This is a genomic window from Rhodococcoides navarretei (assembly GCF_038069675.1).
GTDB lineage: Bacteria > Actinomycetota > Actinomycetes > Mycobacteriales > Mycobacteriaceae > Rhodococcoides > Rhodococcoides navarretei.
Genome location: NZ_JBBPCN010000001.1, coordinates 2,413,465 through 2,426,610 on the forward strand (window position 1 = coordinate 2,413,465; position 13,146 = coordinate 2,426,610).

The 13,146-nt window shown below is 63.3% G+C and carries 8 protein-coding genes; 2 read left to right on the forward strand and 6 right to left on the reverse strand.

Going from position 1 to position 13,146, the window contains the following annotated elements; genetic code table 11:
* Window positions 1-345: 345 nt before the first annotated feature.
* From AABD04_RS11515 to AABD04_RS11535, 5 genes are all read right to left on the reverse strand, one after another.
* On the reverse strand, window positions 346-2,409 hold the full coding sequence (locus AABD04_RS11515) for an AMP-binding protein (RefSeq protein ID WP_341441246.1): 2,064 nt from the start codon (window positions 2,407-2,409) through the stop codon (window positions 346-348).
* A gap of 175 nt (window positions 2,410-2,584) precedes the next feature.
* Window positions 2,585-4,189: an SLC13 family permease gene (locus AABD04_RS11520; RefSeq protein WP_341441247.1), complete on the reverse strand. Its 1,605-nt coding sequence runs from the start codon at window positions 4,187-4,189 to the stop codon at window positions 2,585-2,587.
* Window positions 4,190-4,263: 74 nt separating this feature from the next.
* A complete protein-coding gene (locus AABD04_RS11525; protein ID WP_243596131.1) occupies window positions 4,264-5,730 on the reverse strand; it encodes an alanine/glycine:cation symporter family protein in 1,467 nt (488 codons plus the stop codon).
* A 111-nt stretch (window positions 5,731-5,841) separates the two neighbouring features.
* Window positions 5,842-7,176, reverse strand: coding sequence for a flavin monoamine oxidase family protein (locus AABD04_RS11530; protein WP_341441248.1), 1,335 nt, complete (start codon window positions 7,174-7,176; stop codon window positions 5,842-5,844).
* Between the two features lie 30 nt (window positions 7,177-7,206).
* Window positions 7,207-8,550, reverse strand: coding sequence for a serine/threonine-protein kinase (locus AABD04_RS11535; RefSeq protein WP_341441249.1), 1,344 nt, complete (start codon window positions 8,548-8,550; stop codon window positions 7,207-7,209).
* A gap of 185 nt (window positions 8,551-8,735) precedes the next feature.
* Here AABD04_RS11535 and AABD04_RS11540 point away from each other — a divergent pair, with 185 nt between their 5' ends.
* On the forward strand, window positions 8,736-9,953 hold the full coding sequence (locus AABD04_RS11540; protein WP_341441250.1) for an EAL domain-containing protein: 1,218 nt from the start codon (window positions 8,736-8,738) through the stop codon (window positions 9,951-9,953).
* An 89-nt stretch (window positions 9,954-10,042) separates the two neighbouring features.
* Window positions 10,043-11,587, forward strand: a complete 1,545-nt coding sequence (locus tag AABD04_RS11545) for an alanine/glycine:cation symporter family protein (protein ID WP_341441251.1) — start codon at window positions 10,043-10,045, stop codon at window positions 11,585-11,587.
* A gap of 18 nt (window positions 11,588-11,605) precedes the next feature.
* Here AABD04_RS11545 and AABD04_RS11550 read toward each other — a convergent pair whose 3' ends face one another.
* A complete protein-coding gene (locus tag AABD04_RS11550) occupies window positions 11,606-13,123 on the reverse strand; it encodes a PucR family transcriptional regulator (protein WP_341441252.1) in 1,518 nt (505 codons plus the stop codon).
* Between the last annotated feature and the right edge of the window lie 23 nt (window positions 13,124-13,146).

A 13,146-nucleotide genomic window follows, 5' to 3' on the forward strand; every position in this document is an offset into this window, starting at 1 on the left:
GTCACGGTCGTCGCGTGAAGGCTGTGTGCCGTCGGAGACTTGTTCTGTGCGAGTTGCTTCGAGGAACAACTGAAGAAAGGAAGAATGCGCGCCTCGTTCCTGGGCGGGCCGTCTCTCTCGGGGGTCTTCCGATGCCTTCGACATAGCGATTCGCGTTCCTCCCGTGTCGGCGAACAACAGTCTCAGATTCTGAATAGTTAAGCAACTGAGACAGTAAGTACAACGCGCGGCACAAAGTGGGCGACCCACGAGATGAGGCGTCGCCGAGGCAGCTCGAGAGCCAGCAACGGCATCGATGGCGACGTGGGCCCGATCGCTGTTCGCAGTCGATTCGCGGCCCGTTGGCTACATTCCCGCGGCGGTGGGCGGTTCGATCAGCATCCTTTTGATCACCTTGCCGGTCGCGGTTCGGGGCAGTTCGTCCAGGAATGTGATATCGCGGGGAACGCAGAAGCGGCTCAACCGATTTCGAATGTAGGCACGCACCATGTCCGCATCGAGGCCGGCCGCTCCGCGACCGACGACGAACGCGGCCAAACGCTGCCCGTATTCAGGGTCGGGCACGCCGACGACCGCGACCTCGCCGACCTGAGGAAGATTGGCGATGGCATCCTCGACGGGGCCGGGAAAGACGTTTTCGCCTCCGGAGATGATCATTTCGTCGTCCCTGCCGCAGACGAACAGCCGTCCGTTGCAATCGATGTAGCCGAGGTCGCCGGTATCCATCAGGGCAGCTCCGCGGGCGGACGCCGTGGGCGGCGGTTCGGCGTTGGTGTAGCCGTCGAACAGCATGTCGTTGCCGACGAATATTCGGCCGAGGATTCCCACCGGAACGGCAGTGCCGTTCGCGTCGAGTACCGCGACCGTCGTACCAAGAGGAGGGCGTCCGGCGGTGGCGGGGGCTGCGCGCAGGTCGTCAGGGGTAGCGATCGTGGCCCACGAGACCTCGGTGGAACCGTAGAAGTTGTACAGCACGTCACCGAAGACCTCCATGAAGCGGCTGACGGTCGATCCGGTCAACGCGGACCCACTGCACGCGACGACCCGCAGGCTCGAGGTGTCGTAGCGTGATCGAACCTCGTCGGGCAGGTCGAGAAGTCGCTGCAGCATGATCGGAACCGCAATCAACGAAGTGCAGCGGTGTGTTTCGATGGCGCGTAGGCATTCTTCGGGGTCGAATCGATCCTGGAGAACCACCGTCGCGCGGAGTGGTGTGCTGATCTGCAGCGCCGCCAATCCCCAGCTGTGGAACATCGGTGCCGCGATCAACATCCGCTCGTTCATCCGAAGGGGCATTCGGGACAGCATTGCCGCGACGGTTCCGAAGCCCTTCGGAGTGGGACGAACCGCCCCCTTCGGTGCCCCGCTGGTCCCTGAGGTCAACACGACCACCGAGCCGGGCCGATCCGGCCTGGTGAACGTGGCGGACGGCGCTGCGACGAAATGTTCGAGGGTGCGCCGACGCGGAACGGCGGTGTGAGACGACAGGCTGACGCGGGTGACGTCGTCCGGTAGGTAGCGCACCATCGAGTCGAACTCGTCGTCGACGAACAGTGCTCGAAGTTGATGGCGGGCGGCGATGGTTTCGATCTGGCGCGCCGCGAGACCGGTGTTGAGAAGGACCACCTCCACTCCGAGCATTCCGCATGCGACGGTGCACTCGATCATCGCGGAGTGATTGCGGGCCAGGATCCCCACGGTGCTTCCCGGACTGATTCCGGATGCGTCGAAACCTGCTGCGATGCGATGCGCTCGGTGGTGGATCTCGGCAAATGTGCGGGTTCCCCGGTCGTCGATCACGGCGATCTCGTTCGGTGACTTCGCAGCCGCGGCAGCGAAACCACCTCCCAGGGTGAAGCCCCACTTCGCCAGCGAGTTCAGCTGCCGATACGCGCGGTCGGGACGTGCGGCCCGGATGACGCCGGTCCCCACCATCGTCTTCATGATTGCCAGCGGTAGCGACCGAGAGTCTCCGGTGTTGGACACGAACGACGTCGGGGTACCGGACAGAGAGTTGTCCAGTCTGGCCAAACCACCCATCACCCACTCGATCACAGCGCGATTGTGTTCGGGTTGGGGTGAGTAGGACCCGGCAAGGCCCGCTCTGAACACCGTGACGTCGATCTTCGTCTCACCGGCCGAGCGGGCAGTGAGGGTGAACCTGATGAATCCACCGGACTCGACATGCTCGATGGTGATGATCGGCCGGTTTCGTCTGTTCACCACCAGGTCGAGGGCGTGCTCGACACCGCCGACTCCGCATCGGTAGCCGTCCGTGGCCTCGCGGAGAATGCAGTAGTCGAGCCCCGGGAAGTAGCGCGGGTACAACTCGACCGCGCTCAAGACCCCGCATACCTGCTCGATGTCGTGTGCGAAGACCGTGCTGCAGTCGATGACGTCCGAGACCATGCCCCAACCCCCGTGCCTTGCCGAGCCGACGGCAACGCCGACTCAGCACCGACCAGGGGATGGCGGCGCGCACCTGAAACGGGACATCCGCCTGGATGAAGTCGCCATCGTAAACCCAAATCACGGTTGTCGGGGCAAAATCAGCCGAACTCTTCCGGTCGGATGCGTGAAAGTTTCAGATTTGAATGCCCAGCGACCACGCGAACACCGTGTAGGCGGCGAGAGTGATCAATGCGATGGCGATCAGATTGAGCCAGAAACCGCCCCGCATCATCTGACCGATCGTGATGTAGCCACTGGCGTAGGACACCGCATTCGGCGGAGTCGCCACAGGCAACATGAACGCACAGGTTGCTGCCAGTGCGACGGGAACGGTCAGGACCAGAATATCGATGTTCATGCCCATCGCGACGCCACCTGCGACCGGTAGGAACGTCGCGGCCGTCGCGGTATTGCTGGTGATCTCGGTCAGGAAGATGATTGCGGCCGTGGCGATGATCACCAACATGACCAGCGGGATCGTGTCCAGACCGCCCGCAACGCTACCGATCCACTCCGTCAGGCCGCTGGACTCGAACTGGGCAGAAAGCGCGAGCCCGCCGCCGAACAGGAGCAATACGCCCCAGGGCAGCTTCACGGCGGTCTCCCAGTCGATGAGGCGCACGCCCTTGTTGCTGCCGCTGGGGAGCAGGAACAGAAGCAGCGCCGCAGTCATGGCTATTCCGGTATCGGAAATCGGCGCATCGTCGAAGATCAGTGGAACACCCACCCAGGACGCGGCCGCAAGGCAGAAAATGACCGCGACTCGGATTTCACCCTGCGACATTCTGCCGAGGCCGTCGAGTTCGCCTCTGATCAGCTGCTTGCCACCGGGTATGTCGTCGATTTCCGGCTTGAACATCACGTGGGTCAACAGGAACCACGCGATCACGAGAAGGATCACGGCGAGCGGAACACCGGCGATCATCCACTGCAGGAACCCGATCGTTATTCCCTGACCCTCCAGGTAGCCGACCAGCAAGGTGTTGGGCGGAGTGCCGATGATGGTTCCGAGCGAGCCGATCGATGCCGCGTAGGCAATACCGAGCATCAGTGCGGTGCCGAAATTGCTTTTGATGACGGCCTGAGTGATGGTCTCGGCGTCCGGGGTCGTGTCATCGTCGGAGCCGGGAACAGCTCCGGCCTTCTTGCCGATGTCGAGTACCAGTACGAGGACCGAGACACCGATCGGAATCATCATCACAGCGGTGGCCGTATTCGAAACCCACATCGACAGAAAGCCTGTTGCGATCATGAACCCGGCGATCACCATCGTGGGCTTCGTGCCCATCGCGTTGACCGTCAGCAGCGCGATGCGGCGATGCAGATTCCACCGTTGCATGGCCAGCGCCAACAGGAACCCGCCCATGAACAGAAAGATGATGTTGTTGCCGTACGAGGCACCGACATCGTTGACGGCGACGCCGGAATCGAACACCGGAAAGACCACGAGGGGTATCAGGGCGGTTGCAGGGATCGGAACGGCCTCGGTCATCCACCAGATGCCCATCAATACCGCAGTGCCCGCGGTCAACCGCGCCGGGTGAGCCACGTCCTCGGGAAGCACCAGATAGGCGAGAACTGCCAGCGCGATACCGGCACCGAGCCCGACCCACTGGCGGGTGCGGCGACCGGGTTGCACCTCGGCTTCTCGTTCGCCGGCCGATCTCCGATCGACTTCGTCGAACTCGTGGCCTTCGGGTGTGGGCCCGGCCTTCGCGTCGTCGCCGATCTGCGTCATGGGACCTCCTCGGTGTGGACGTCTCATCACCCTAACCAATGAATTGTCCAGAAAGTCCGAATCGGCGCGCGGCGCTACCGGGCGATGTCGGGCTTGTTCACCGCCGCATCGTTGTCCAGGACCGGATCCCACACGTCGCCGGGAAGATCGCCCGGCAGGTGACTGTTGCCGCGTCCGACGAACTTGTCGTCCCGACCTTCACGCCGCATGGCTTCGAAGTCCGCCAAGGCACCGAAGGCCCATTTGCCCAGCAGCGCAATGGCTACCAGATTCACGGTGGCCATCGCGGCCATGGCGACGTCCGCCAGCGCCCACACCGTCGTCAGCGCGGACAGTGAGCCGAAGCCGATGGCCGCAAGCACGATGGTGCGCAACAGATTCAGGAGCTTGCCCTCGACGCCGAGAAAGTTGAGGTTCACTTCCGCGTACGAGTAGTTCCCCAGGATCGACGAGAATGCGAATGTGAAGATCAGCAGCGTCATCGGAATCGTCGTCCACGTTCCCAGTTGAGCGGAGATCGAATCCTGGGTCAGGACCGCGCCGGCCACGCCACTCGGGTTGCCGATGTCGTAGACGCCCGAGACCAGGATGATGAATGCCGTTGCGCTACAAATGACGATGGTGTCGAAGAAAACTCCGAGCGACTGGATCAATCCCTGCTTCACCGGATGCGACACCGTCGCGGTCGCTGCGGCGTTGGGTGCACTTCCCATACCTGCCTCGTTGGAGAACAGTCCGCGCTTGACTCCGTTGAGCATGGCCGCCAAGATTCCGCCGGTCGTGCCGCCGATCGCTTCGTTCAGGCCGAATGCGCTGGACACGATTTGACCGAAGACCGTCGGAATCTCACCTAGGTTCATCGCAACGATCACGAGTGCGAGAAGTACGTAGACCACGGCCATGACAGGCAGAACGTACTCGGCCACCCGCGCGATTCGCCGGACACCACCGAAGAGGATCGGAGCGGACAGCACCACCAGGAACACTGCAATCCACCCCGCGTCGATGTTCATCGTGGACGAGAACGACTCGGTGATGGTGTTCGCCTGCACCATGTTGAATGCGAAGCCGAACGCGAAGATGAGCAGGCACGCGAAGACGATTCCCCAGCGACGCGAACCCAGGCCCAGTTGGATGTAGTAGGCGGGGCCGCCTCGGAAGCTGCCATCGGGATTACGCACCTTGTACATCTGCGCCAGAGTCGCCTCGATGAACGCCGTCGCCATACCGACCACCGCGACGAGCCACATCCAGAAGATTGCGCCGGGTCCACCGAGGGTGATCGCGATGGCGACACCGGCAATGTTTCCCGTACCCACCCGGGAAGCGAGACCGACGCAGAATGCCTGGAAAGCGGAGATGCCGCCTTCCGCGTCCGAACGAGATCCGCCGATTGCCTTGAACATCGACGGCAGCAGTCGAACCTGAACGAACTTGGTGCGGACGGTGAAATACAGTCCGACACCGATCAGCAAGTAGATGAGAAATACGCTGTACAGACGATCTGCCAAGAAGTCGATTACTGAACTGACGGTATCCACGGTGCCATCCTGTAGTGCTCGGTGTGTGGGTGCGTCGACAGCACATTACTCGCAGATGGACGGAAGTTTTCACCGAACAGAGCCGCACGGTGTCGAGTTCGACGGTCGACGTCAGTGCTCCGCAGGAGCCCAGATGTCGCCGAACGGAACCGAACGCGCCAAAATGCGTTCTGCCGCACGATGTCCCGACCTCAACGCGGCGGTAACGGTTGCAGGATCGTCGCTCCAGGTCGCCTCACCGGCGAGGTGAAGCACATCTCCTATCGGAGTCGCCATATCGTCGTGATCGCGTGAACGCGAACCCACCGTCATGTACGAGTACGAGCCGTGCGAGAACGGATCGTCCTGCCAGCGCGTGACATACACGCGGTCCGGCGTGACGACACGCTCGCCGTACAGGCCGCGCAGCGCCTCGAGAACCGAGTCCGCGATGCGCGCGTCCGACCAGTGCCGAGTCTGCTGTGCGCACGGTCCCGCCGCGAAAGTGAGCAAAGTGGGGTGCCCGTGCGGAAGAGTGACGTCGTACCAGGAGTGCCACCAGTGTCCGGCCTCGCCCTGCTGCCGTACGGCATAGACGTTTTCGTCCCAGAACGCGGTCGGGAATTGTAGAAACACTTTCTCGAAGGAATTCATGGCGAGACGACTCAACGCACCCGAAACAGGCTCCGGTAGAGGAGGTTCCACAACGAACGACGACGACTGAAGTACTCCGATCGGCACTGTCACCACGGCGCGTTTGGCCGAGAACATCCCGGCCCCGGTCTCGACGAGAACCCCGTCTCGGCCCCAACGGACGTGCGTCACCACGTGTTCGAGACGGACGTCGAGTCCTTCGGCCAGCCGAAGAGCGAGTTCGTCGTAGCCGTCGGGAAACACGACTTCGTCGCCCTCGATGGCGTCGTCGTCCAAACCGTGCGCGTCGAGGAGATCTCGGTCCACCCCCAATTGTTCTTCGGCTCGATGCCCGAGGAACTCGCGCACGCGATCGACTCGGTCGTTGTTCCAATCAAGTTGTCTCAGAGTCGTTTCGACCGCGTCACCGAACGACGTCCCCGGGGGCGACTGTGCAATCGTCGCGGCGAACCGTTCGTCGAAGTGACGAACGTCGTCGGCGAACCGTGCGACGGCCTCCTCGCTCAACCTGGTCCCGGTGGGGGAGTAGTACGCGATGGGTCTGCCGTCCGGTTGGTAGCTGCCGACGGTGAATTCGGATGTTCGTATCCCGAAAGCGTGAACGGCATCGGCGAGCGGATTGTTGTCCGTCCCGTGAATCCAGGACGCACCCACGTCGAGAATGTCGTCGTCCGTACGTACCGTCCACACTCGACCACCGACGCGGTCTCGGGCCTCGAGGACGATTACACGCTGACCGGCGCGATGCAGAAGTGACGCAGCGACCAAGCCGGAAATCCCTGCGCCGACCACGAGAGTATCGACGTGTGTCACCGTCACTCCTGTCTGCCGAAGGCCATGGGCTCAGTTCCCTCGTCCGGAATTGCCGTTCCCGTTCCCGGAGTTTCCGTTGCCGGAGTTGCCATTCCCGTTCCCGGAGTTTCCGTTAACGCCGTTGCCGTTTCCGTTGCCGTTGCTCGGCGGTAGCGGGGCAGGCACCGCAGGCTCGATCGGAACCGGATCGGCCGTGGGCACGGGTGCGGGCGCGGGTGGGTTCGAGAAGACCGGAATCGAGGTCGCAGGTGCAGATGCAGGAGTCGTGGGTTCGACGGTGGTCGACTGCACGAGTGTCGGTGTCGGTGCCGGTGTCAGCGGCGACATGGGCTCCGGCTCCTCGCCGGTGCCCACCGCAACCCAGGTGATCGCCGCTCCCAGCGTGACGAACAGCGCCGCCGCCGCGGGAATCATCCACCGACGGCGCGGAGACTCGGGAGCGGTCGACGCTGTGACATCCGAGGGCCCAACCACGTCGGTGAGTTCGACGGGCATGACGGTTGTCCGGGGAGGGGGTGTCGTGCTTCGCGCGAGTGCGCGCAATCGGTGTGCGACGGCCGCTGCGTCCGGTCGATCCTCGGGGCGCCGGGATGTCATCTCCGTCAACAGCGTGTGCCACTCGGGCCCGAGTCCCTCGGGTACGGCAGGATCGCGGTGCAGGCGCGCCACCGCTGCCGAGACGGCGCTCCCCTCGAACGCCATTGTGCCGGTGAGGCATTCGATCAGAACAAGGCCGAGCGTATAGATATCGGTTGGCGGGCCCGCGGATGTACCCGTCGCCTGCTCCGGGCTGAGATAGTGCGCAGTGCCGACAGTGGTGCCGTGCTCGGTGAGCCGTTCGGCGTCGACGATGCGGGCGATGCCGAAGTCCGCGAGTTTTGTGCACGGTCCGCCCCCGGCGTCCGGAGTCCGAGCAACGAGAATGTTGGCCGGTTTGATGTCGCGGTGCACCACACCTCTGGCGTGGATGTAGGCGAGCGCCTCCGCGATCTCGCATCCGATCTGCGCAACGTGGGACACCTGCATTCGTCGGCCCTCGCGATGAGCGCCGAGAGTCGAACCGTCGATCAGTTCCATCACCAGGTACGGCACCAGAACCCCGGTCGCATCGAGTGCGGTGCCCGCGTCGTACAGCGTCACCAGGCCCGGGTGTGAAAGCGATGCCAGAGTCCGAATTTCGGCATCGATGCGCTGGGCAGTATCCGGCGGCTCACCGCTGCGGAAGATCTTCACTGCTACGGATCTGCCGAGGACCTGGTCCTCGGCGTGGACGACGTCGGCCATTCCACCCCGCCCCAACACGGTGCCGAGTCGGTAGCGGCCCGCGAAGAGGTGATCGTGAGGAGTGCGAGGACGAGAGTCCGGTCCCACCATGATTCACCGCCGTTCGTCGACTCTTTCGAGCACCTTATAGCGAACGTATCGACGGGCAGACTGCAGTCCGGTGCCGCAATCACGGTCGGGTCGGGCATGATGTCCCCCGGGTGGGGACATATCGAGCAATATCGAGAGAGGGTCCACCCATGCGCCCACGTTCGTCGAACGCGGAGCTGTCGCCGATGACGATCGACATCACATCGGCGTACCAGCCGATCGTCACTCTGGACGGGCGCGCCGTGGTCGGATTCGAAGCGCTGGTGCGCACGTGTGGGGACGGTCCACCGATCGCTCCGACGGAGCTGTTGAGTGCCGCGCGTGAGCAGGGAGCCACCGCGGATTTCGATTGGCGGTGCAGACTCAGCGCCCTGGGAGGTGCCGTCGAGGCAGGCTATCCCGACGGTCTGGCGCTGTTCGTCAATGCCGAACCCAGCGCCCTCGATGCGGCACCTCCTCCGGACTGTCTACCGACCCTTGCCGCCGCGTCGCATCTGTCGATCATCGTCGAAATAACCGAGCGCGACCTGATGGGCGATCCGGCCGGGCTGCTCAGGGCGGCCGAGCACGCCCGAAACCTGGGGTGGCGTGTTGCCGTCGACGACGTGGGGGCAGATTCGTCCAGCCTGGCACTGATCCCGTTGCTGCGTCCCGACGTCATCAAGCTCGATATGGCACTCGTGCAGGGCCGTTCGAGCAACGAGACTGCTGCCATCGTCGCGGCCGTGGCCGCCGAGGCCGAGCGCACCGGGGCTCTGGTGCTGGCCGAAGGAATCGAAACCGAACTCCACGAGAGCTATGCCCGCGCGATGGGTGCGGTTCTGGGACAGGGCTATCTGTACGGCGCACCGGAAGCTCTGCCGGAATTCGGTCGAGTGTCCGAGCCTGGCCGTTCGCTCGACCTGGACGCGACGGTCACCGTGCGCGCTCCCGTGGCAGTGACACCGTACGGCCTCACCCATTCGCTCGGTGCTCGCAGGCATGCCGATTCGACCCTGCTCGACGCGATCGAGAACAGTCTGCTGCACAGTGCGTACGGAACCGGTTCGTCGACAGTGGTGTTGGCGACGGTGAGTGCGTCGACCGGACTGACGGCCGCGCGGGCTGCGATCTTCGACGACCTCTCGGCGCGTACGGCCCTCACGGCGGTCTTCGACTCACAGCCCGCACCGTCACCGCACGACTTTCGGACGGTGGTCGTGGGCACGGACGAACCGTTGGCGCTGGAACGTTCGATCGTGATCCTTGCTCCGATGTCGAGCGTGGCGCTCATCGCGGTCGAGCGAGGCGTGGCCGCGGATGGCACCGCCCTGTACGACTATCGCCTCACCTACGACCGCCATGTCGTACTCGATGCTGCAACAGTCCTTTTGCGACGAATACCGGCCAGATCTTCGATGTGACCCTCCGGCTCGGTCAAGATCACGTAAATTATCGCGCGAAATTCGGTAAATCGCGTCGCCTGCGGTCCGCGTGCTGTTGACTCGAAGTCATGAGCTCTCACTCCCTCGCACCCGATTTTCTGGCCGCGGACGGAGGCACACTCAAGTCGATCGAAACAGCGATCAACAACGCATTCGATCCGATCTCCGCCGCGGTGTCGAACTTCGTCTTCTTCACCGTGGACATCGGTGGTGCTGCCGTGCCCTTGATCGTGCTGTGGCTGATCCTCGGCGCCGTCATCTTCACTGTCACCTTCAAATTCATTCAGTTTCGCGGAATCAAGAGATCCTTGATCCTGGTGAGCGGCAAGGAAGACGAGGCCGACGCTCCCGGAGAAGTAAGCCACTTCAGAGCCCTCACCGCCGCGGTGTCGGGGACCGTCGGTCTCGGCAACATCGCGGGCGTCGCGGTTGCAGTGACGCTGGGCGGACCCGGTGCCACCCTGTGGATGATTCTCGCCGGCCTGCTGGGCATGGCATCGAAATTCGTCGAGTGCACCCTGGGTGTGAAATACCGGGACATCAACGAGGACGGCACCGTCTCCGGCGGACCGATGAAATACCTCACCAAGGGACTCGCGGAGCGGGGTCTTGCGAAGGTCGGCAAGGTCATGGCCGTCTTCTACGCCATCATCATCACCTTCTTCGCCATCAGTGGCGGCAACATGTTCCAGGCCAATCAGACGTACGCACAGGTCCGATCCGTCACCGGCGGCGAGGACGGGTTCCTCGGGTCCGACGGTGCCAAGGCCGTGTTCGGTATCGTCATCGCGCTCATCATCGGGCTGGTCATCATCGGCGGTATGAAGTCGATCTCGTCGGTGACCGCCAAGCTGGTCCCGACCATGGCGCTGGTCTACATCGTCGCGTGTGGCGTCGTCATCGCCGTCAACTTCCGCTCGGTTCCCACCGCGTTCACTGCGATCTTCGACGGTGCATTCTCGCCGGAGGGAGTGGCGGGCGGTGTACTCGGTGTGATGATCATCGGATTCCAGCGCGCCGCGTTCTCGAACGAGGCAGGGCTGGGCTCGGCGGCCATCGCACACTCGGCCGTCAAGACCAGGCATCCGGTCACCGAGGGCTTCGTGGCCATGCTCGAGCCCTTCATCGACACGGTCGTCATCTGCACCGCGACCGCTTTGACCATTGTCATCGCCAACACCGTCACGTGGCAGGACCAGCGGGCGATCGTCGCGGAGACCGGCGAGCTTCCCGCAGGCGGCGTGACACTCACCTCCGACGCTTTCGAGACGGTGCTGCCGTGGTTCCCGTACGTGTTGACGGTCGCGGTTGCGTTGTTCGCGCTGTCGACCGCAATCACCTGGGCCTATTACGGACTGCAGGCCTGGACCTCGTTGTTCGGACGCAGCCGCCTGTCGCGGACCTTCTTCAACGTCATGTTCTGCATGTTCACCGTCATCGGAACCGTGCTGTCGCTCGGCTCGGTGCTGGACTTCGCGGACGCAACGCTTTTCCTGCTCGCGCTGGTCAACATCACCGGCCTGTACCTGCTGCTGCCGGTGGTCAAGCGTGAACTCTCCGAGTACCTGGCGATGCGTCGAGGTGAGCCGAGCAAGGTCGATGCCGAGGCGTGACATGGATCGGTAGACGGGTCAGCCGCCGGGGCCGGTACAGCCTTGGCGGCGGGCCTGTTCGATGAACACCGCAGTCGCGATCCCCGGGAATCGAGGGGAGCCTGCCGGCAGTGGACCGAGAACGTCGAACAGCCTATCGAGCCGTTGATAGAGTGTCTGCCTCTGTATCCGAAGGCTTTTCGCGGTCTCGGTCTTGCTACCCCAATGGGTGATGTACGCCAGCAGCGTCGCGTACAACTCTCCGTGCCGCTCCCGATCGTGTGCGAGCAATGGTCCGATCTGATCGTGGACGAACTTCTCGATTGTGGATTTCTCCGACATCGACTCCACCAGGAGGGCAAGAGCGAAATCGCGCGCGTCGCGGATGCGGTCGTGAGGGCCGAGGTCCAGCGCGACTACTGCTGTGGCGGTGTTGAAACACTGGCGCAGACCGTGGCGATCGGAGGCTCCCGGACCGACACCGGCTCGTCGAATACGCAACTGCGGCGCCTGCAACATCGACAGTAGAACCGGCCGTCGGGCGTCGAGCATCTCCTGGCTGGCGAAACCAAGGACCGCGACGTGTCGGTCGCCGATCTTCTCGCACCAGTTGTTCGGCGACACCGACTCCACTGTGCGCTGCCACGTGCCGGCGGCCGGGTCGTGGTCGAATTCGACCGACACCGTCTGGTAGGCGTCGTGTTCGGGCATACCCATGCGCTCGGCGACCCCGTCGAGGTGGCCGTTGACATCGGAGGTGGGGTAATTCATCGCTGACAACAGTGAGAAGAAGCGGGTGCGCAGTCGGTCCTCCACCCTCGCCGGGCGCGCGCTGAGCAACGCGATCGACAGGATTTCCGGAGCTCTCTCCAGTCCGGCGTTGATCGAATAGATGTCGGCATCGGGTCCTGGAGCCACGGTCAACACCGCGACGTCGCGACCGCCACTGGTGACGGGCACCTCGAACGAGGTGAAATCCGATGGCTCGGTAACGAGTCCGGATCGTCCGATCAGATCTCCCGACGCCGAATGCAGCGTCACCGACGACCGAGTCTCGACACCGAGCACATCGAGAACGGCGTCCACCGCCCCGTCCGTTTCGATCGAGGCCGACAACAACCGCGACATACGGTTTGCCATCTGCAGCCGACGCAGAGCCGAGTCGGCAAGTTGACTGTTGATGCTCTCGCATACTTGTACGAACGGCACACGGCGTCGGAGATGCACCACTGGAAAGCCGATCCGTTCGGCATGCTCGACCAGAAATCGAGGAATGACGTCGAGGATTCCCCCCGTCTCCACCGCGATTCCGACGACTCCTGCGGCATCCATCGACTCGAGGTACGTCACCAGATCGGCGTCGGAACACGCGCCGAAGTACACACCCTCCATCAGAATCAGCTCCCCGCCACGCAAGAGCGGTGCGATGTCGAGTTGCTCGCTGGCATGAACCCACCGCAGAGACCGCGTCGAAGAACGCCTTCCCGCGACGAGTTCGGGTCGCGCCGCGGAAAAATAGACGTCATGGAAGGCGTCGATCACATTCACAGGTGACATTCTGTCCACCCGCTGTTACGAGT